The organism is Rothia halotolerans (assembly GCF_004136635.1).
Classification (GTDB): Bacteria; Actinomycetota; Actinomycetes; order Actinomycetales; family Micrococcaceae; genus Rothia; species Rothia halotolerans.
Genome location: NZ_NOIU01000002.1, coordinates 460,478 through 480,058 on the forward strand (window position 1 = coordinate 460,478; position 19,581 = coordinate 480,058).

At 70.7% G+C, this 19,581-nt stretch carries 17 protein-coding genes; 7 read left to right on the forward strand and 10 right to left on the reverse strand.

Annotation, left to right across the window (positions count from 1 at the left end):
* Positions 1-116 precede the first annotated feature (116 nt).
* The 5 genes from fdhD (at position 117) to EWV39_RS07100 (ending at position 8,218) form a co-directional block, all read left to right on the forward strand.
* On the forward strand, positions 117-1,049 hold the full coding sequence (gene fdhD, locus EWV39_RS07080) for a formate dehydrogenase accessory sulfurtransferase FdhD (protein WP_129658145.1): 933 nt from the start codon (positions 117-119) through the stop codon (positions 1,047-1,049).
* Between the two features lie 98 nt (positions 1,050-1,147).
* Complete coding sequence (locus EWV39_RS07085; RefSeq protein WP_238148152.1) at positions 1,148-3,505, forward strand: FdhF/YdeP family oxidoreductase; 2,358 nt, start codon at positions 1,148-1,150, stop codon at positions 3,503-3,505.
* Between the two features lie 82 nt (positions 3,506-3,587).
* Positions 3,588-6,503, forward strand: a complete 2,916-nt coding sequence (locus EWV39_RS07090) for a DEAD/DEAH box helicase (protein WP_129658147.1) — start codon at positions 3,588-3,590, stop codon at positions 6,501-6,503.
* Positions 6,500-7,351 (forward strand): hypothetical protein, encoded by an 852-nt coding sequence (locus tag EWV39_RS07095; RefSeq protein ID WP_129658149.1) that lies wholly within the window; start codon positions 6,500-6,502, stop codon positions 7,349-7,351. Before EWV39_RS07090 ends, EWV39_RS07095 begins: the two co-directional genes overlap by 4 nt.
* A 117-nt stretch (positions 7,352-7,468) precedes the next feature.
* Positions 7,469-8,218 carry a polyprenol monophosphomannose synthase gene (locus tag EWV39_RS07100; RefSeq protein WP_129658151.1) on the forward strand — a complete coding sequence of 250 codons (750 nt, stop codon included), beginning with the start codon at positions 7,469-7,471 and terminating at the stop codon, positions 8,216-8,218.
* A gap of 172 nt (positions 8,219-8,390) precedes the next feature.
* Here EWV39_RS07100 and EWV39_RS07105 read toward each other — a convergent pair whose 3' ends face one another.
* From EWV39_RS07105 to EWV39_RS07120, 4 genes are all read right to left on the reverse strand, one after another.
* Positions 8,391-8,726 (reverse strand): RNA polymerase-binding protein RbpA, encoded by a 336-nt coding sequence (locus tag EWV39_RS07105; RefSeq protein WP_129658153.1) that lies wholly within the window; start codon positions 8,724-8,726, stop codon positions 8,391-8,393.
* Between the two features lie 124 nt (positions 8,727-8,850).
* Positions 8,851-10,119 carry an SPFH domain-containing protein gene (locus EWV39_RS07110; RefSeq protein ID WP_129658155.1) on the reverse strand — a complete coding sequence of 423 codons (1,269 nt, stop codon included), beginning with the start codon at positions 10,117-10,119 and terminating at the stop codon, positions 8,851-8,853.
* Positions 10,120-10,152: 33 nt separating this feature from the next.
* On the reverse strand, positions 10,153-10,626 hold the full coding sequence (locus tag EWV39_RS07115; protein WP_129658157.1) for an NfeD family protein: 474 nt from the start codon (positions 10,624-10,626) through the stop codon (positions 10,153-10,155).
* A gap of 126 nt (positions 10,627-10,752) precedes the next feature.
* Positions 10,753-12,123 carry a CitMHS family transporter gene (locus EWV39_RS07120; RefSeq protein WP_129658159.1) on the reverse strand — a complete coding sequence of 457 codons (1,371 nt, stop codon included), beginning with the start codon at positions 12,121-12,123 and terminating at the stop codon, positions 10,753-10,755.
* Between the two features lie 590 nt (positions 12,124-12,713).
* Between EWV39_RS07120 and EWV39_RS07125 the strand changes: the two genes are divergently transcribed.
* Entirely contained in the window at positions 12,714-13,139 is a 426-nt protein-coding gene (locus tag EWV39_RS07125) for a RidA family protein (RefSeq protein WP_165313198.1), read from the forward strand.
* A gap of 165 nt (positions 13,140-13,304) precedes the next feature.
* Here the strand turns inward: EWV39_RS07125 and EWV39_RS07130 are convergent, their stop codons facing one another.
* The 4 genes from EWV39_RS07130 to EWV39_RS07145 are packed head-to-tail and all read right to left on the reverse strand — an operon-like array spanning position 13,305 to position 16,641.
* The gene (locus tag EWV39_RS07130) at positions 13,305-14,039 is read right to left on the reverse strand and encodes a hypothetical protein (RefSeq protein WP_129658163.1); all 735 of its coding nucleotides are present in this window, start codon (positions 14,037-14,039) and stop codon (positions 13,305-13,307) included.
* A gap of 43 nt (positions 14,040-14,082) precedes the next feature.
* Positions 14,083-15,018, reverse strand: a complete 936-nt coding sequence (locus EWV39_RS07135) for a TrmH family RNA methyltransferase (protein ID WP_165313200.1) — start codon at positions 15,016-15,018, stop codon at positions 14,083-14,085.
* Positions 15,019-15,040: 22 nt separating this feature from the next.
* Positions 15,041-15,853 (reverse strand): sulfite exporter TauE/SafE family protein, encoded by an 813-nt coding sequence (locus EWV39_RS07140; protein WP_129658165.1) that lies wholly within the window; start codon positions 15,851-15,853, stop codon positions 15,041-15,043.
* The gene (locus tag EWV39_RS07145; protein WP_129658167.1) at positions 15,850-16,641 is read right to left on the reverse strand and encodes an ABC transporter ATP-binding protein; all 792 of its coding nucleotides are present in this window, start codon (positions 16,639-16,641) and stop codon (positions 15,850-15,852) included. Before EWV39_RS07145 ends, EWV39_RS07140 begins: the two co-directional genes overlap by 4 nt.
* Before the next feature lie 95 nt (positions 16,642-16,736).
* Here EWV39_RS07145 and serB point away from each other — a divergent pair, with 95 nt between their 5' ends.
* Complete coding sequence (gene serB, locus EWV39_RS07150) at positions 16,737-17,687, forward strand: phosphoserine phosphatase SerB (protein WP_129658169.1); 951 nt, start codon at positions 16,737-16,739, stop codon at positions 17,685-17,687.
* A gap of 278 nt (positions 17,688-17,965) precedes the next feature.
* Here serB and EWV39_RS07155 read toward each other — a convergent pair whose 3' ends face one another.
* Together EWV39_RS07155 and EWV39_RS07160 are read right to left on the reverse strand one after the other, a co-directional pair.
* Positions 17,966-18,715 (reverse strand): SDR family oxidoreductase, encoded by a 750-nt coding sequence (locus EWV39_RS07155; RefSeq protein WP_129658171.1) that lies wholly within the window; start codon positions 18,713-18,715, stop codon positions 17,966-17,968.
* Positions 18,716-18,758: 43 nt separating this feature from the next.
* Complete coding sequence (locus tag EWV39_RS07160) at positions 18,759-19,490, reverse strand: beta-ketoacyl-ACP reductase (protein WP_129658173.1); 732 nt, start codon at positions 19,488-19,490, stop codon at positions 18,759-18,761.
* Between the last annotated feature and the right edge of the window lie 91 nt (positions 19,491-19,581).

Sequence of the window (19,581 nt, forward strand, 5' to 3'; positions counted from 1 at the left end):
CCTCACGTCATTCGGGCGGCCCGTGCTTCGGCCGCCCCACCGTAGTTTCTGACATCCTCCCAGGTATCCGAGTCCACCGCACCCCCCGCCCGTCCCGGACGCGTAGGGTGAGGGGCATGGGACGCATCACGCACAGCCGCCCGATCACCAAGATCCGCCTGGGGTTCGGCGTCAGCCGCCGCCCCGACACCCTCGCCGTGGAGGAGCCGCTCGAGATCCGAGTGGCCGGTGCGCCGCTGGCCGTGACCATGCGCACCCCGGGGCACGACGTGGAGCTGGCGATCGGCTTCCTCCTCTCCGAGGGCATCATCCGCCACGGCGACGACGTCGTCGCGGCCATCCACTGCGGAGGGCCCGGCACCGGCGGGGAGGAGAACACCTACAACGTCCTCGACGTCTCCCTGGCGCCGCACGTGCCGGCGCCGTCCCCGTCCGCGGAACGGAACTTCTACACCACGAGCTCCTGCGGCGTGTGCGGCAAGGCCAGCATCGACGCGGTGCACACCGTGTCCCATGTCGGGGTGGCCGACCCGGAGCTGCGCATCCGGCCCGAGCTGATCGCGACCCTGCCGGATTCCCTGCGGGAGCACCAGGCGGTCTTCGAGAAGACGGGCGGCCTGCACGCCGCCGGCCTCTTCGACGCGGCCACGGGGGAGCTGCTGGTCCTGCGCGAGGACGTGGGCCGGCACAACGCCGTGGACAAGGCCATCGGCTGGGCCGCCAAGAACGGCCGGGTCCCGCTGCGCGGCACCGTGCTGCAGGTCTCGGGGCGCGCCAGCTTCGAGCTGGTGCAGAAGGCCGTCATGGCCGGCGTCCCCGTGCTCTCCGCGGTCTCCGCGCCGTCCTCGCTGGCCGTGGAGCTCGCCCAGGAGGTGGGGCTGACCCTGCTCGGCTTCGTCCGCGGCATCAACCTCAACGTCTACACCCACCCGCAGCGTCTGCTGCCCCCGCAGGCGGAGGGGACGAGCCCGGCCTCGCGCCCGCGGGGAGAGAGCCCGGCGACGGGCGCCGCGGGAGACGGCGAGGGCGCCGAGGCGGCCGTGTCCTGAGGAGCGGCGACACAGAGCGGGAACGGGATTGCGCCGACGGGATTTGGATGCTTTCCTGGCAGTAGATGTCTGGTCATCGCCTCTGAACGGAGTTCGCCGTGGAACCCACCCAAATCGACCCGAGCTCGGATTCCTTCACCGCAGTCGGGCTGCTCAGCAAGATGCCGCGCCAAGGCGGCTACGGCCCCACGGCCTCCGGACCGGTGACCTCCGAGCCGTACCATCACCCCGCCGCCGGCTGGGGAGCCACCATGAGCGTGGGACGCGTGATCCTCACCCAGCGCGCGCCGCTGGCCGGGGGCAAGGCCATGTTCACCATGAACCACTCGCCGCGCGGCTTCGACTGCCCCGGCTGCGCGTGGCCGGACGACCAGAAGGGCCTCAAGCTCGACATCTGCGAGAACGGCATCAAGCACGTGACGTGGGAGATGACGCGCAAGCGCACGACGCCGGAGTTCCTGGCGGAGCACACCGTCACCGAGCTGTCCACGTGGACGGACTACGACCTGGAGAACGAGGGCCGCCTGACCCATCCCATGGTCTACAACGCGCAGACCGACCACTACGAGCCCATCTCCTGGGACGCCGCCTTCGGGATGATCGGCGAGGAGCTGCGGGCCCTGGACAGCCCCGACGAGGCCTCCTTCTACACCTCGGGGCGCCTGAGCAACGAGGGCACGTTCCTCTACCAGCTCTTCGCCCGCGAGTTCGGCACCAACAACCTGCCCGACTGCTCCAACATGTGCCATGAGGCCTCGGGCCGCGCGCTGAAGGCCTCCATCGGCACCGGCAAGGGCACCGTGGACATGCACGACTGGGAGCACGCCGACGCCCTCTTCCTCCTCGGCGTCAACGCTGCGTCGAACGCGCCCCGCATGCTGACGGCACTCGCCGAGGCCCACGACCGCGGCGCGCAGGTGGTGCACATCAACCCGCTGCGGGAGGCCGCGTCGACGCGGACCATCGTCCCGCACGACATCAAGGACATGGCGCGCTTCAAGACGCACCAGACCTCCACCATGAACCTGCAGGTGCGCCCCTCCGGGGACTTCGCGCTGATGCGCGGCATCGCCAAGGCGGTCTTCGAGGCGGCGGCCACGGACCCGAGCGTGCTCGCCGAGCGGTTCCTCGAGGAGAAGACGCAGGGGCTCGAGGAGTACCGCGCCGTCGTCGAGGCGACACCCTGGGACGAGCTGGTGCGCCAGTCCGGGCTGAGCGAGCAGGAGATCCGCGCCGCGGCCAAGGTGTACCTCGAGTCGGAGCGCACCATCATCGCGTGGTGCCTGGGTATCTCCCAGCAGAAGCAGGGGGTGGATACGATCCGCGAGATCGCCAACGTGCTGCTGCTGCGCGGGAACATCGCCAGGGAGGGCGCGGGCCCGTCCCCGGTCCGCGGTCACTCCAACGTGCAGGGCAACCGCACCTGCGGCGTCAACCACAACCCCGGAGCCGACCTCCTGGACGCGCTGGACCGCGAGTGCGGGATCGTCTCGCCGCGCGAGCACGGCCTCGACACGGTGCAGACCGTCAAGGCCATGAACCGCGGCGAGGTGAAGGTCTTCGTGGGCATGGGCGGGAACTTCGTGCTGGCCGCCCCGGACACCGAGCACACGGCCGCGGGGCTGGCCCAGTGCGAGCTCACCGTCCAGGTGAGCACCAAACTCAACCGGTCCCACCTGGTCCACGGCAAGAAGGCGCTGATCCTGCCGTGCCTCGGCCGCACCGAGAAGGACCTGCAGGAGTCGGGGGAGCAGGGCGTCACCGTCGAGGACGCGTTCTCCATGGTCCACGCCTCCTACGGCAAGCGCCGCCCGGCCTCCTCGCACCTGCTCTCCGAGCCCGCGATCATCGCCGGCATCGCCAGGGCGACCATGCCGGACTCGGCCACCCCGTGGGAGCACTACGTGGGGGACTACTCCCGCATCCGCGACGTCATGGCCCGCGTGCTGCCGGGCTTCGAGGGCTTCAACGAGCTGATCCAGCAGCCCGGCGGCTTCCGCATCCCGCAGCCGGCGCGCGAGGGCGAGTTCGTCACGGCCTCGGGCCTCGCGGAGTTCTCCGCCGCCGAGCTGCCCGACGCGATCCCGGAGACCGCCGAGACCCTGGTGCTCCAGACGATGCGCTCCCACGATCAGTGGAACACCACGATCTACAGCAACAACGACCGTTACCGGGGCGTGAAGAACGGCCGCGAGATCGTCTTCATGCACGAGGAGGACATGCGTGAGCGCGGCATCGCCGAGGGGTCGGCGGTGGACATCGTCGCCACTTCCCTGGACGGGACCGTGCGCGAGCTGCGCTCCTACACGGCCCTGCGCTACGACACGCCCCGCGGCAGCGCCGCGGGCTACATGCCGGAGATGAACGCCCTGATCGGCATCGAGGACTACTCCCGGCAGTCCGATCAGCCGCTCATGAAGAGCGTGCACGTGGTCATCACCCCCGCGGCCGCCTGAGGCGCCCCGGCTCGCCGCCGGCTGAACGCCCCCGGCCCCGTCCTCATCGTCAGCGCGGCCCGTGCCGGCGTAGGATGGTCCTATGCCAGGATTCGCCGATCAGTACCTCGCGGCCAAGGCCCGTCAAGAGCACCTCAAGACGCCCCTCGGCCGCTTCGAGTCCTCGCTGGACTTCCGGCTGGACGAGTTCCAGCGCCAGGCGTGCGACGCGCTGCAGGACGGGCACGGCGTGCTCGTCGCGGCGCCCACGGGGGCCGGTAAGACGGTGGTGGGGGAGTTCGCCGTCTTCCTCGCCCGCTCCCAGGGCACCAAGGCCTTCTACACGACGCCGATCAAGGCGCTGAGCAACCAGAAGTACCGCGACCTCGCCGCCATCCACGGCGCCGAGAACGTGGGCCTGCTCACCGGGGACATCTCCATCAACCCGGAGGCGCCGATCACGGTGATGACCACCGAGGTCCTGCGCAACATGCTCTACGCGCAGTCGGACACCCTGGACCGGCTCGGCTACGTCGTGATGGACGAGGTCCACTATCTCGCCGACCGGTTCCGCGGGGCGGTGTGGGAGGAGGTCATCATCCACCTCCCCGACTCGGTGAGCATCGTCTCGCTCTCGGCCACGATCTCCAACGCCGAGGAGTTCGGCCAGTGGCTCGACGTCGTGCGCGGCTCCACCCGCGTGGTGGTCTCCGAGCACCGGCCGGTGCCGCTGTGGCAGCACGCGCTGGTCGGCTCGCACCTCTACGACCTGTTCTCGGACAACACCACCATCAGCCGCGCCGCGGACATCGTGCGCCGCGAGGGCGCCGACAGCCTCTCGGTGAACCCGGACCTGCTGCGCGCGACCTCCCGCCGCGGCTACGGCCGCGGCAAGCGCGGCGGCCGCGGGCCCCACCGGCCGGGACCGCAGCGGATCCGCCGCGCGCCGCGCCCGGTGGTGCTGCGCGAGCTGGACTCCGCGGGCCTGCTGCCCGCCATCTACTTCATCTTCTCCCGCGCGGCCTGCGACGACGCCGTCAGCCAGTGCATCGACGCCGACCTGCGGCTGACCGACCAGCGGCAGGCGCAGCTGATCCGCGCCTACATCGCGGAGGCGACGGCCGGCGTCGAGCTCAAGGACCTGCGCGTGCTCGGCTTCGACGAGTGGCGCGAGGGCCTGACGCGCGGCATCGCCTCCCATCACGCGGGGCTGCTGCCGCTGTTCAAGGAGATCGTCGAGCACCTGTTCTCCGAGGGGCTGGTCAAGGTCGTCTTCGCGACCGAGACCCTCTCGCTGGGCATCAACATGCCGGCCCGCTCGGTGGTGCTGGAGAAGCTCGCCAAGTTCAACGGCGAGCAGCACGTGGACATCTCACCGGGGGAGTACACGCAGCTGACCGGGCGGGCCGGGCGGCGGGGGATCGACGTCGAGGGCCACGCCGTCGTGCTGTGGAACGACGGGATGGACGCCAAGTCGATCGCGGGGCTGGCCTCCCGCCGCACCTATCCCCTCTACTCGAGCTTCAAGCCCACCTACAACATGTCGGTGAACCTGCTCAGCCAGTTCGGGGCCGAGCGGACCCGCAGCATCCTCGAGTCCTCCTTCGCCCAGTTCCAGGCGGACCGCTCCGTGGTGAGCCTGGCGGGCAGGATCCGGCGCCAGGAGAAGGCGCTGGCGGGCTACGAGCGCTCCATGACCTGCCATCTGGGCAACTACGTCGAGTACGCGGACCTGAAGTACAGGTTGAATCAGCTCGAGAAGAAGACCTCCCGGGACCGCAAGCTGGCCAACCGCTCCGCGGCGGAGGAGACGCTGCAGCTGCTCCTGCCCGGCGACATCGTGGAGGTCCCGTGGGGGAAGAACCCCGGGCCCGCCGTGGTGGTCGCCAAGCCGGAGCTCGGCGCCTCGGTGCGGGTGAGCGTGGTGACCATGTCCGCGCATCTGCGGCACGTGACCGCGCGGGACTTCTCCGGCGAGGTCGAGCCGGTCTCCCGGGCGCGGGTTCCCAAGCACTTCACCGGCCGGACGCCCCAGGAGCGCCGGGACATGTCCTCGCGGATCCGGGACTCGCTGGCCGAGCAGCGCCCGCCGCGGGAGTTCTCGACGCAGCGGCAGCGCACCTTCGCCACGGTGGACGAGGACCGCGGGGAGATCCAGCGGCTGCGCGGCCTCGTCGAGACGCACCCCTGCCACGGGTGCTCCGAGCGGGAGGACCACGCGCGCTGGTTCCACCGGTGGACCAAGCTCCGGCGCGAGACCGACTCGCTGCGCCGGCAGGTGGACTCCCGGACCAACACCATCGCCCAGCGCTTCGAGCAGATCCTGCGGCTGCTCGAGGAGTACGACTACGTCCGGCGGGACCGGGCCGGCGAGCCGGGGCTCGCGCCGGACGGGGAGCCGCTGCGCAAGCTCTACGGCGAGCGGGACCTGCTGATCTCGCTGGCCCTGAACGCCGGCTACTTCGAGGGGCTCGACTCCGCGGCGCTGGCCGCGGCCATGACGCCGCTGATCTTCGCGGGCAAGCGCGACGAGACGGTGTTCCTGCGGAAGTACCCCGCGGACCTGGGGGAGCGGGTCACCGAGCTGCACGGGCTCTGGAGCGACCTCACCTCGGCCGAGCGGCGCCACCGCCTGCCGGAGACGCCGGTGCCCGACGTCGGGCTGATGTGGCCCCTGTACCGCTGGGCCCGGGGCGGCAGCCTGGCCCGCAGCCTCGAGGGCTCCGGGATGGTGGCCGGCGACTTCGTCCGGGCCGCCAAGCAGACCATCGACGCCCTGGACCAGCTGGGGCACGCCACGGAGGATCCCCAGCTGCGCACCGGGGCCGAGGCCGCGGTGCGGCTCATCAAGCGCGGCGTCGTCGTACACGAGCTGGACTCGGCCGGGCCGGCGGCCCGCCCCGGGGAGGACGGCGGGACGGCCGGCAGCTGGTCCGCCGACGGCGAGGGACCGCCCCGGCAGGAGCCGGAGGCGGGGGAGAGCAGCGAGACGACGAGCGAGGGAGAGGAACCCCGATGAAGGACCAGCCAGCAGGAGACCGGGCACCGCGGACGGCGATGTACCGCAACGGCTCCGTCTACAGCCCGGCGGACCCCTTCGCGACGGCCGTCCTGGTGCAGGACGGCCGCATCGCGTGGGTGGGCCAGGAGGCCGGTGCCGACTCGCTCACGGACGAGCGCGTGGAGACCGTGGACCTGGACGGACTGCTGGTCGCCCCGGGCTTCGCCGGCATTCTCGGCTCGGAGCCCGGCGAGCAGGCCCGCCGGAGCCTGCTCGAGGCGGGGTACACCGGCGTCGTGATCCGGGACGAGGAGGGCGCCGGGGCCTCCTACCGGGGGCTTGCCGAGGGGGAGGCGCCCGTGGCGGCGCCGGCCGGGCTCACGTGGGCCGGCTCGGGCGAGCCCGCCCCCGGCGCGGCGCTGATGGTGGAGGCGCGGCGAGACGGCGACGACGCCTGGATCGACGTCGTGCGCGAGGCGCTGCGGGACGGCGTCCCGGTGGGCCTGGCCCGCGCCCTCGACGCCGCGGCCCCGGAGAACCCGTGGCTGGTGGCCCAGGAGGCGCTGCGGCTGGAGTCCGAGGAGGCGGGCGTCCCCGCCCGCGCCTCCGTCACCGCTCAGACCCGGGGCGTGCTGCGGGCCTTCGCGGCGGGCGGCCCGCTGGGCGGCCAGATCGTCCCGGACGCCCCCGCACGCTTCGTGGCCTGGCGTGCCGAGTCCCTCATGGTCCAGACCGCCGACTCCCGCATCGCCGCGTGGAGCACGGATCCCCGGGCCCGCACCCCGCTGCTGCCCGAGCTCGGCACGGGGGCGACGCCGCGGGCGGAGCTGACGGTGCTGGGGGAGTCCGACCTCCCCGTCCGATAGCCGGCGGCTGCCCGGCGCGCGCGGCCGGGATGGGAAGCACCGCGCGGTTATACTGATTCGCGACCCAATGGACGAGGTGCGCGGGCAACGAGCCCGACGCGCTCAGGAGAGCACACTGTGGATTCTAAAACTCTGATTGTCATCCCCACGTACAACGAACTCGAGGCGCTGCCCATCGTCGTGCGGCGCCTGCGCGCGGCGCAGCCGGAGGCTCACGTGCTCGTGGTGGACGACAACAGCCCGGACGGCACCGGCGAGCTCGCCGACCGGATGGCCGCCGACGACGCGAACATCCGCGTCCTGCACCGCGAGGGCAAGGGCGGCCTCGGCGGGGCCTACATCGCCGGGTTCAGGTGGGGCATGGAGCACGGCTACGAGGTCCTCGTGGAGATGGACGCCGACTGCTCCCACCAGCCCGAGGAGCTCGGGCGCCTGCTCAAGGCCGTGGACGAGGGCGCCGACCTGGCCATCGGCTCGCGCTACGTGCCGGGCGGGAAGACCGTGAACTGGCCGTGGTACCGGCAGTTCCTCTCCCGCGGGGGGAACACTTACACCCGCGCCGTGCTGGGAACCCGGATCCACGACATCACGGCCGGCTACCGGGCCTTCCGCCGCAGCGCGATCGAGCGCATCGACCTGGACACCATCGAGTCGGTCGGGTACTGCTTCCAGGTGGACCTGGGCTGGCGCACGGAGCTGGCCGGCCTGAAGGTCGTCGAGGTGCCCATCACCTTTATCGAGCGCGAGATCGGCGACTCCAAGATGGACAGCTCCATCATCGTCGAGTCGATGAGCCGCATCACCCGCTGGGGGCTCACGGCACGGGCCAAGACGCTCTCGCGGAAGCTGGCGGCGCTCAGGCGCTGACGCCGTCGCGGCCCCGCTCCCGCTCCCGAGATGGGGCGGAGGGGCCCGGCCGGCAACGCGGTCGGCGGGCGCCCACGGGAAACGCAGAGGGCCCGGGCATCTGGTGAAGATGCCCGGGCCCTCTGCGTCGGCCCCCCCCGATCACGAGGACCGGGGAGCGGGGGAGGGAGCCCTAGAGGGCGTGCCGCTCCCGGTAGTAGTCGAGCCGCTTCTGCAGGGTGTCCTCAAGCTCCTCCATGCTGCGGCGCTCCAGGAGCATGTCCCAGTGCGTGCGGACGGGCTTCTCGTTGCTCACCTGCGGCCCGGAGCCGTCGACCAGGAGCGCCTCCTTGCCCGACTTCGCGGTCCAGGTGGCGGGGATCTCCGCCTCGGCGGCGAAGGTCACGAAGACCCGCTCGCCGTCCTCCGTGCGGTACTCGACGCGCTGGCGCGCGGCGGGCTCGACGCCGGCTTCGGTCTCCATGGACTGAGAGCCCAGGCGCATGCCGCGAAGGCTACGATCACTCATCTATGTCTTCATCCCTTCCGATGGACGCGGTGCAACTGCGAGGTTCAACGCCGCCCCGCATCCGATTATTCCTCGATTCTCCCACACCGCCCCGCGAACGAGCGGGGCAGCGCGGGAGAGAGGCTCAGCGCTGGCCGCCCGTCCCGGCCTCGGGGGTCTCCCCGGCGGGCTCGCCGCCCTCGGGGGACTGGCTGCGCTTCATGGACTCGGACTTCTCGGCGATCTTCTCCTCGACCGCCGACTCGCGCTCCTCGCGCCGCTCGGCCCTCGCGTCCGCCACGGCGTCCTCCCGGGGCTCGACGTCGATCGGGGCGTCCGGATCCACGCTGGAGGGCGGCATCTCGAAGTCGTCGGGATCCACGCTGGTCCGGTTGGGGTCGGCCCGGAGGTCCTCCTCGGTGACCCGCAGCTCGGGGGAGTCGACGATCGAGTCCACCGGCTCCTCGGGAGCCTCCTCGGCGGCCTCCTCCTCCGAGCCGCCCGCGAACGGGTTGAGCGGGTCGACGGGGGAGGACGCGCCGTCGCCGAAGACCTTGCCGATGCCGCGCAGCGCGTCGCCGAGCTCGGTGGGGACGAACCACAGCTTGTTGGCGCTGCCCTCGGCCAGCTTGGGCAGGGTCTGCAGGTACTGGTAGCTCAGCAGCTTCTGCGAGGGGTTCGCCCGGTGGATGGCCGTGAAGACCTTGTGCACGGCCTGGGCCTCGCCGTCGGCGCGCAGGATCGCGGCCTTGGCGTCGCCCTCGGCGGAGAGGATGGAGGCCTGGCGCTCACCCTCCGCGGTGAGGATCTGGGACTGCTTCTCGCCCTCGGCGGTCAGGATGGCCGCGCGGCGGTCCCGCTCGGCGCGCATCTGCTTCTCCATCGAGTCCTGGATGGACATCGGCGGCTTGATCTCCTTGATGTCCACGCGCGAGACGCGCAGGCCCCAGCGGCCGGTGGTGCTGTCCAGGACCCCGCGGAGCTCGGCGTTGATCTGGTCGCGCGAGGTCAGGGTCTCCTCGAGGTTCAGCCCGCCGACGACGTTGCGCAGCGTCGCGCTGGTCAGCTCGTCCACGGCGTTGATGTAGTTGGTGATCTCGTAGGTCGCGGCCTGGGAGTTCGTGACCTGGAAGTAGACCACGGTGTCGATGCCGACCACCAGGTTGTCCTCGGTGATGACCGACTGCGAGGGGAAGGAGACGACCTGCTCGCGCAGGTCGATCAGCGGCAGCACCCGGTCGATGAACGGCACGGTGAAGTGCAGGCCTGGGTTCAGCGTCGTGTGGTACTTGCCCAGGCGCTCGACGATGCCGGCGCGCGCCTGCGGGATGATGCGGACGGCCTTGAACAGGACGATCGCGACGAAGATGATCAGCAGGGCCAACAGCACGATCAGTGCTATGGAACCTCCCATGGGTGCCTCCTAGGCTCGGGTGGTGGCGGGTGGTCAGGGGGCGGGCGCCTCGCCGGAGACGGGCTCGGGCTCCACGACGGCGGTGGCGCCGTCGATCTCGACGACGCGCCCGAAGGCTCCGGGCTGCAGCGGGGCGCCGTCGCGCAGCCGCGCGGACCAGGTGTCGCCCTCGAGGCGGACCAGGCCCTGCAGCTCGGTGACGGTCTCGAGGACCTGGACCGGGCGTCCGATCAGCGCCTCGACGTTGTTCCGAGTCCCGGGCAGGTCCGGGGTCAGCCGCCGCATCAGCGAGGGGCGGACCAGGATGATCAGCAGCAGCGAGGCCACGGCGAAGGCGAGCACCTGGATGATCCAGTTGCCCGTGAAGTATGACGTGACGGCGGCGACGACGGCGCCGCCGGCCATCATGAGGCAGAAGAACTCCAGCGAGAACATCTCGATCAGCGCCAGCAGCAGGACGACGATCAGCCAGATCGCCCAGGGATTCGCGAGAAACCACATGATCATCCCAGCGTCCTTTCGGTTCGTTCTCCCTCCATGGTGCCTGGCGGAGCGCCCGGATCCTAGTGCGACGCGGCGGGAGCGGCTGCCGCGTCGGCCGGCACCGGGCACCGGGCGGTCTCGGCCCCCAGCTCAGACCTGGATGATCCCCATCAGCACCGCCGCGAGCAGCAGGACGATGCTGAAGCCCCACATGATGAGGAAGGAGTAGCGGATGTGCTTGCCGATGTTGGCCTCGGCCAGGCCCAGCGCCAGCCACATCGCCGGAGCGAACGGGCTGACGAAGGTGCCGATGATGTTGCCGACCACCAGGGCGTAGGCGGTCGAGGCCGTGTCCACCCCGAACTCGCCGGCGGTCGCCTCGACCAGCGGCAGCACGGAGAAGTAGTACGCGTCGGTGCTGGTGAGCATGTCCAGCGGGACGCCCAGGGCGCCGACGACCAGGTGCAGGTACTGCCCGAGGCCCTCCGGGATGACCTGGAGGAGGGACAGCGCCACCGACTCCAGCATCCCCGACTCGTTGAGCACGCCGAGGAAGACCGCGGCGGCGATGATGACGGCGGCCATCATCAGGGCGTTCGGCGCGTGCGCCTTGACCCGCTCCATCTGCTTCTTGGCGTTGCCGAAGTTCAGCGGCAGGACGATCGCGACGCCGATGACGAAGGCCAGCTCCGGCGGGAGCACATCGGCCAGCATCGTCGCGATCACGGCCAGGGCCACCGCCGCGTTGAGCCAGTACACCGTCCGGCTGCCGTTGAGGTCCCGCTTGATGGGCGCGCGCTCCTCATCCTGACGCCGGCTGAAGTCATCGGCGATGGTGCGGATGTCGACGTCGCCCACCGACGTCATGGTCCCGGCGGCCACCCCCCGGCGGATGCGGCGGGTCTCCCGCACCCCCAGGAGGACGGCCAGCAGCACGAGCAGCCCGATCCCCACGCCCTGGAGCGGGATGAGCTGCTGGTAGAGCTGCACCGGATCGGTGCCGGTCGCGGCGGAGGCGCGGATCAGGGGTCCGCCCCACGGGACCATGTTCATGATCGAGGCGCTCAGGCAGATCAGCAGCAGCAGCAGGTAGCGGCTCATGTTGAGCGCCTGGTACAGCGGGAGCAGGGCGGGGACGGTCAGCAGGAACGTGGTCGCGCCCGCGCCGTCGAGGTGGGCGATGGATCCGATCAGCACCGTGCCGATCGCCACGAGGATCACCCGTCCGCGGGTGAGCAGGATGAGGCCCCGGATCACGGGGTCGAAGAGGCCGGCGTCTGAGAGGATGCCGAAGAAGACGATGGCGAAGATGAACATCACCACCACGCTCATCACCGAGTCCAGCCCCGAGGAGAAGAACTCGCCGATCTCGCCGGGGCCGAAGCCGATGGCGAAGGCCCCCACCACGGGGATCAGGACCATGGCGACGACGGGCGAGACCCGGCCCCAGATGAGCAGCCCGACGGTGATGAGGATGATCGCCAGACCGGCGATCGTGAGCAGCGTGGATGGTTCGCTCATGGGCTTCGAGTGGACCTTTCGGCGGTTCGGCGAGTGATGACCGCCGCAGATCACGTCACGAAGGGCTTCCGTCGAGGCGCGGGATCGTCCGGCGGACGCAGCCGGCTGGAGCGGCTGCGCTGGCGTCCGCACGAGGCGGATCGTGCGGCCCGACGACGCCGCAGCGCGGCGTCGGGCTCCCAAAGGTTCGCAGGGCGTGTGGCGCATGTCAAAATGGTGCTCCGTGCGGCGGGATCCGGGCGTCATCCGAGCGACATGCCGCCGGCTTCCCAGTAAGCCGATAATCTACATTATGTAAAGTAGAGCGTTCCTCCGGTCCCCTTCGTTCGCTTCCCCGGCGCCTTCGCGCCTCGGGGTCAACGACCCCTTATATTCGTCTCCTTAGGGCTGATACGTCCCGCTCGTGCTTTCTCGGTCCTTCTTCAGGGATGTCGTCAGAGGCCGAGTTCAGAGCCAATAGTCTCGTAGAAGACGGTTCAGCCCAGGATTCGCGGCAGCATGAATCGCCTTTATCGAGTCCTCGGGCCGCTATGGTTGTTATTCGTCCGAACCCGAGGGGCGTGCGTAGGAAAAGCGCCCGAGCAGAAGCCGTGCAGTCCGATTCCTTCACCTTCAGTCAGCGCCTGCATCAATCAGAAGCCCCCTTCTCACATTTCGCGTGGGTTGGCGAGCTCGGTTTTGTCTCGGGCCTCATCGGTCAGCATCCGGCTCACGGCCGGCTCGTCTCTGAGGATGCATCCGAGCAATGCGAAGCCATGCTGAATAACCTCGCCACCTTATTGGATGAGGTCGGAGCGAGCTCACAGCGTTTGGTCCGGACGACGATCTACCTGACTGACTACGACGATTTCGCAGCTATCAACGAGGCGTACGGCTCCTGGCTCCAGCCTCCGTACCCCGTCAGGACTACGGTTCAGGTCGCCGGCTTGCCGCTGGGGGCTAAAGTGCAGATCGATGCGATCGTCGCCTTGGGGCAATCCCCCGCTGTCGCTTCTTCCGAGAGAGGTGCGCCGTGACCCCGGAGCGTCGGCGTGCCCTCTCCCCCGCTCTGCCTGTTGGGTGCAGGTGGCTGGGGACGCGTCGTTCGAGCGGCGCAGCCGAGGAACGCTCAAGTAGGGAAAGTGATGCAGAACACTCACCTGGAGTCTCTGCTGCGCAGTATCTGGGACATACCGGACGCCTCAGCGTCGCCTCCCCTCCTTGGGGCCGGCGATCGCAGAGACCGTTGCCACCGCTGCGAGGGCGACCACCGCGGCGACTCCCCATGTGAGGAGGACGGACCCGTCCGGAGAACGCTCGAACAGCCGCACTCCCTGCCACGCTCCGACTCCGATGAGGACCAGGAAGAGGCCGGTGACCACGAGCGAGCTCACCAAGCCTCCGCGGAGGAAGCCCAGCACGACGAGGGCGCTCAGAGCGTGCATCGCGATCAGGAACAGTGCCAACGAGGCGGCCGAGGCCGGATCCGAGGCGAGGGTCGCCAGCACCGAATCGGGAGCGGTCCGATCGCCGACGATGAGCGGCCAGGCGAGCATCGCGAGGAGGTCGATGCCGGCGGCGATCAGGGCGCCGAGCACGAGCAGCCCCGGCAGGCCCTGATGCCGGTAGCCGAAGCCCGGTCGCGACGAGGAGATCGGGAAGAAGGCCCACATGATGGCGCCGATGCTCGCGAGCACCCCGGCCCACGTCGCGTCGGCGTGGATCGGGATGTGGCTGGTCTCGTGGCGCATCAGCCCGGTGGAGGCGAGGAGCAGCAGCCCGGTGGTCCCCACGACGATCCCCACCGCGCACAGCGTGAAGAGCCGGAGATCCGCCCACCAGCTCCGGGGTGGCTGCTCGCCGCGCCGCGCCTTCCGGGAAGGTCGGGGGGCCTGTGCGCCGGATCGGTCCTGAGGGGTCTCATGGGGGTGCCGCATGGTGCGATTGTGCCGTGGGGCGCGGCCGGCGGCGCTCATTCTCTCACCGTGTCGCGTAGAAGGCCACCGCGCACGACGCCGCGACGTTGAGCGAGTCGACCCCCTGCATCATCGGGATCGTCACGCGCCGGTCGAGCCGCCGGTCGGCGCCCGGGGTCAGGCCGTGCCCCTCGGTCCCGAAGACCAGGGCGAGGGCCTCGTGGTCCTCGGCGACCAGCTCGTCCAGCTCGACCGCGCCCTCCCCCAGCGTCATGCCCGCGACGACGTAGCCGGCCTCCTGGAGCACGCGGATGTCCTCGGGCCACGAGCCGATGCGGGTCCAGGGCACCTGGAAGACCGTGCCCATGGAGACCCGGATGGAGCGCCGGTACAGCGGATCCGCGCAGCTCGGGGTCACCAGGACGGCGTCGACGCCCAGTGCCGCGGCGCTGCGGAAGGCGGCGCCGAGGTTCGTATGGTCCACCATGTTCTCGAAGACCGCGATCCGGGACCGCCGGGGAGCGCCGCCGGACGACGCCGTCGGCCGCAGCCTCTCCAGCAGGTCGGCGAGCCCCACCGGCCGCGGGCGGCGCATCACGGCCAGGGCGCCCCGGTGCAGGTGGAAGCCCGTCAGCCCCTCGAGCACGTCCTCGGCGGCCACGTAGGCGGGCACCTCGGGGCGGGCGGAGAGGACGTCCGCGAGGTCATCCGCCCACTTGTCCGACATGAGGAAGGAGAGCGGCTCGTGGCCGGCGTCCAGCGCCCTCCTCAGCACCTTGGAGGACTCGGCGATGTAGACGCCCCACTCGGACTCGCGGGAGGTCCTCATGCGCATGTCGGTGAGCCCGCGGTAGAAGCGCAGGTCGCGCAGGACGGGGTCCTCGGCGCGGCCGTCCGACGCCTGGACCTGCTCCGCGCCGATGCGCACGACGCCGGGCAGCGCGCTCACGCGCCGCGCCCGGGCCGCGATGTCCTCCGGGGTCAGCTGGGGGTGGTTCACGAAGCGCTCCCGATCCGTCGCATCAGTCGAAGAAGACCATCTTGACCATGGCCGCGAGGCCGAGGACCACGATCACCAGGCGCAGCGCCCGCGGGCTCATGCGCATCCCGACCTTGGCCCCGATCCACGAGCCGACCGTGGAGCTGACCGCGATCATCAGCACGACCCACCAGTCGATGCGGTCGAAGGCGAACAGGACGTAGGAGATCGCGGCGATGATGTTCACGGCCGCCACCAGGACCGTCTTGATGGCGTTGGCGCCCTGCATGGAGGCCATCAGGAAGACGCCGAGGATGCCCAGCAGCAGCACGCCCTGGGCGGCGACGAAGTAGCCGCCGTACACGCCCGCGAGGAACGTGAGGACGTACAGGGCGAAGGGGTGGCCGCCGGCCTGCCCGGCCTCGGCGGCCGCCTCCGCGCCGGGGCCGGCCGCCGGCTCCGAGGAGGCCCGCCGGGACCTCACCGCCGCCTGCAGCTTGGGCTGGAAGATCACGAACAGCAGGGCCACCGCGATCAGGTAGGGCGCGATGGTCTCGAAGACCGTGGGCGGCAGGTGCAGCAGCAGGTAGGCGCCCAGGATCCCGCCCACCAGAGAGCACGGCAGCAGCTTCAGCAGCGTGCCGCCCAGCCCCTTGAGCTTGCTCCGGTACCCCCACGCCCCGGTGACGTTGCCCGCCACCAGGCCCATCGCGTTGGAGATGGTGGCGGTGACCGGCGGGACGCCGAGGGAGACCAGCACCGGGAAGGTCACGAGCGTGCCCGAGCCGACGATGGTGTTGATCAGCCCGGCCCAGAGGCCGGCGACCAGCACGACGATGATCTCGAGCGTGCTCATCGGGCGGCTTTGAAGGCGGTGTAGCGCCCGTCGACCTCGGTCAGCTTCAGCGGCGTCTCGTAGGCGGCGCTCAGGTTCCCGGAGGTCAGCACGTCCTCGATCCGGCCCGCGGCGACGACTCCCCCGCGGTTCATCAGCAGCAGGTGGGTCAGCCCCCGCGGGAGCTCCTCGAGGTGGTGGGTCACCAGGATCGTCGTGGGGGCGAAGGGGTCACGGGCCAGCGAGGTCAGCCGCTCCACCAGGTCCTCGCGCCCGGCGATGTCCATCCCGGCGCCCGGCTCGTCCAGGATCAGCAGCTCGGGGTCGGTCATCAGCGCGCGGGCGATCAGGGCGCGCTTGCGCTCGCCGTCGGACAGCGAGCCGAAGGTGCGGTCGGCCAGCTCGCCCACGCCCCACTGCTCCATGAGCTCGCGGGCGCGCTGCTCGTCGTCCTCGTCGTACTGCTCCCGCCAGCGGCCGGTCACGGCGTAGGCCGCGGTGACGACGACGTTCAGCACGCTCTCGCCCCGCGGGATCTGGGTGGCCAGCGCCCCGGAGGTGACGCCGATCCGCGGCCGCAGCTCGAAGACGTCCACCGCCCCGAGGATCTCGTCGAGGATGTCCACCATGCCGCTGGTGGGGAACAGCCGGGCCGCCGCCACGCTGAGCAGCGTGGACTTGCCCGCGCCGTTGGGGCCGAGCACGGCCCACCGCTCCCCCTCGTTGACACGCCAGCTGACGCCGTCGATCAGCCGCTTCCCGGCGCCCCGGACCACGGAGACGTCCACAAGATCAAGAACCACATTCATAGGCACGACTTTAAGGCACCCGGGCGCCGCGCGCCCAAACGGTCTCGGGGCGCGGCGCGGCGGTGACCCGCCTCCCGGCTTCCTATGATGGAGCCATGAGCACATCGATCAGCATCGTCGCCCTGACCGACATCCCGTCCGCGGACGAGCACGCCGCGCTGCGGGAGCACCTCGAGGCGGCCGGCGTCGTCATCGAGTCCTTCACGCCCATGAGCTTCCCGGCGGTCGAGGAGGTCCCGGCCGGCGGGCGGGATGTTCCCGTCGAGGGGGCTGCGCCGTACGTCGCGGTCCTGGTCGACGGGCGGTTCAAGGGCTCGCTGGAGGAGCTCCGCTCGGCCCTGAACCCCGACCCGCAGGTCCAGGGGCTCCCCGGGTACGACGTCGTCGCCCAGGAGCGGCGGAAGAAGGACGCGGAGAAGAGGTGGATGCTGATCATGGACGTGGACTCCACGCTGATCGGCCAGGAGGCGGTGGACGAGCTCGCGGCGCACGCCGGGATCGAGGACCGTGTCGCCGAGATCACCGAGCAGGCCATGCGGGGCGAGCTGGACTTCCAGGAGTCGCTGCGTGAGCGGGTTGGGGCTCTGGCGGGCCTGGAGGAGGACGCGGTCCGGCGGGTCTCCGAGTCGCTGACCCTCACCCCCGGCGCCCGCGAGCTGATCGCGGCGTTCCAGGCCCGCGGCTTCCCGGTCTGCGTGGTCTCCGGCGGGTTCGTCCAGATCCTCGAGCCGCTGGCCCGGCGGCTGGGGCTGGACCACGCGCGCGCCAACCTCCTCGAGATCGAGGACGGGGTGCTGACGGGGAAGGTCTCGGGGCGGATCGTGGACGCGAACGTCAAGGAGGAGTCCCTGCGCGAGTGGGCCAAGGAGGAGGACGTGGACCTCGCCCGGGTGATCGCGATCGGCGACGGCGCCAACGACCGCCTCATGCTGGACCGGGCCGGGCTCGGCGTGGCCTTCCAGGCCAAGCCGACGCTGCGCGAGACGGCGGACGCCCAGATCACGCTCCGCAGGCTCGACGCCGCCCGGCACTTCGCGGGGCTCTAGGCCGTTCCGGACGGCGCGAGGGCGGGGCTTCAACCTTAAGACAAGATTTAAGCTTCAGTTCACGGAGATCGCCGCCAAAATCTCAAGCTCAGGAAGAGGTTGAAACCCGCCGCTGGTCCGTTCTGCCGCGGCTGCGTCTCCGCCTGTCCCATCCCGCCCCCTGAGGGTCCGATCTGTTCCCGATTGCCCGGCGCAGCCCATAGAGCAGCCCGTGGAAAAAGCGGCCCGGCGGGCTCCCTCCTCGGGGAGCCCGCCGGGCCGCTTCCGGCTCGCGAAGGTCACGCCTCGGGGACGAAGCCCTTCGCGCCGCCCACGAGCTCGACGTGCCCGGAGGCGACGTCGGCGGTCACCATGCGGGCGACCTCCTGCGCGAACTCCTCGACCGAGTACAGCTTCCCGGCCTCGGCCCGGCGCTCCTCCAGCGCACCCGGGCGGGCGCGGTTGAGCAGCGTCGCGGTCACGGTCCCCTCGATCATGTCCCCGGAGACCACCACGAGCTCGATCCCGCGCTCCTCCAGCGCCGGGATCTCCGCCACGAGGGCGTCCTCGCCGGCCCGCTTGGACCGGGCCACGGCCTCGTACTCGGGCATGGTCTCGACCTCGTGGATGAAGTGCGCCTGGTGCGAGGTCACGAAGACCACGCGCGAGCCGGGCTGCATGGCCTGGGCCGCGGTGCGCAGCAGGTCCAGCTGGGCGTCGCGGTTGAGCCGCAGGGCGTAGTCCTCGCCGAGGTCCGACTCCATGCCTCCGGAGGCGTTGAGCACGAGCACGTCGAGCGTGCCGAAGTTCTGCACCGCCGCCGCGACGAGCGCCTCGACGTCGTCGTGGTCGGTGATGTCGCCGCCGACCGCGACGGCGCGGCCGCCGGCCTCCTCGATGGCCTTGACCACCTTGTTGGCCCGGGGGGCCTTCTGACGGTAGTTCACGACGACGCTCGCGCCCTCGCCGGCGAGGATCCTGGCGGTGTCCGCCCCGACGCCTCGCGAGGAGCCGGTGACGATGATGGATTTCTGGTCGAGCTGACCCATGGGTGTCCTTTCCTGGTTCCGGATGTGTGAGCGGCGCAGTGCGTCAGTGTCCCATGCCGAGGCCGCCGTCGACGGGAATGACGGCGCCGGAGATGTATCCGGCCTCGTCCCCGGTCACCCAGCGGACCACGCGCGCGACCTCCTCGGGGGTGCCGAAGCGGTGCGCCGGGATGGTGTCCAGGTACTGCTTCTGCGTCTGTTCGGGGAGCACCGCCGTCATGTCGGTGTCGATGAAGCCGGGTGCGACCACGTTGGCCGTGACGTTGCGCGAGCCCAGCTCGCGGGTCAGCGAGCGGGCGATGCCCACCAGCCCGGCCTTGGAGGCGGAGTAGTTGATCTGCCCCGGCGAGCCGTACAGGCCCACGACCGAGGAGATCAGCACGACGCGGCCGAACTTCTTGCGCATGAATCCCTTGGCGGCGCGCTGGACCACGCGGAAGGCGCCGCTGAGGTTGGTGTCGATGACGTCGGTGAAGTCCTCCTCCTTCATCCGCAGCAGCAGCGTGTCGCGGGTGACGCCGGCGTTGGCGACGAGGATCTCCACGGGGCCGTACTCGGCCTCGACGGCCTTGAAGGCGGCGTCGACCGACGCGGAGTCGGTCACATCGGCCTGCACGGCGAAGAAGCCCTCGGGTGCCTCCCCCGAGCGGTAGGTGATGCAGACGTTGTGCCCGGCCTCGCGGTAGGCCTCGGCGATGCTCCGGCCGATGCCCCGGTTGCCTCCGGTGACGAGGACCGTCCGGGGCGTGGGGGTCTCGATGGTGTTCTCCGTCATATGCGATCCTTTCGAGGGCGATGGACGACTCGATCCGGGTCGGAGGGCGATCCGGGCCGATTCGAGAGGCCATTCAATAGGCCAATCGGTC

Bases quoted from the DNA above. Each gene is read 5' to 3' on its own strand.
- fdhD (WP_129658145.1), top strand. From the start codon at position 117: ATGGGACGCATCACGCACAGCCGCCCGATCACCAAGATCCGCCTGGGG.
- EWV39_RS07160 (WP_129658173.1), bottom strand. From the start codon at position 19,490: ATGACGGAGAACACCATCGAGACCCCCACGCCCCGGACGGTCCTCGTC.
- EWV39_RS07110 (WP_129658155.1), bottom strand. From the start codon at position 10,119: ATGGGAGGTTCCATAGCACTGATCGTGCTGTTGGCCCTGCTGATCATC.
- EWV39_RS07090 (WP_129658147.1), top strand. From the start codon at position 3,588: ATGCCAGGATTCGCCGATCAGTACCTCGCGGCCAAGGCCCGTCAAGAG.
- EWV39_RS07130 (WP_129658163.1), bottom strand. From the start codon at position 14,039: ATGCGGCACCCCCATGAGACCCCTCAGGACCGATCCGGCGCACAGGCC.
- EWV39_RS07115 (WP_129658157.1), bottom strand. From the start codon at position 10,626: ATGATCATGTGGTTTCTCGCGAATCCCTGGGCGATCTGGCTGATCGTC.
- EWV39_RS07120 (WP_129658159.1), bottom strand. From the start codon at position 12,123: ATGAGCGAACCATCCACGCTGCTCACGATCGCCGGTCTGGCGATCATC.
- serB (WP_129658169.1), top strand. From the start codon at position 16,737: ATGAGCACATCGATCAGCATCGTCGCCCTGACCGACATCCCGTCCGCG.
- EWV39_RS07145 (WP_129658167.1), bottom strand. From the start codon at position 16,641: ATGAATGTGGTTCTTGATCTTGTGGACGTCTCCGTGGTCCGGGGCGCC.
- EWV39_RS07105 (WP_129658153.1), bottom strand. From the start codon at position 8,726: ATGAGTGATCGTAGCCTTCGCGGCATGCGCCTGGGCTCTCAGTCCATG.
- EWV39_RS07155 (WP_129658171.1), bottom strand. From the start codon at position 18,715: ATGGGTCAGCTCGACCAGAAATCCATCATCGTCACCGGCTCCTCGCGA.
- EWV39_RS07095 (WP_129658149.1), top strand. From the start codon at position 6,500: ATGAAGGACCAGCCAGCAGGAGACCGGGCACCGCGGACGGCGATGTAC.
- EWV39_RS07140 (WP_129658165.1), bottom strand. From the start codon at position 15,853: ATGAGCACGCTCGAGATCATCGTCGTGCTGGTCGCCGGCCTCTGGGCC.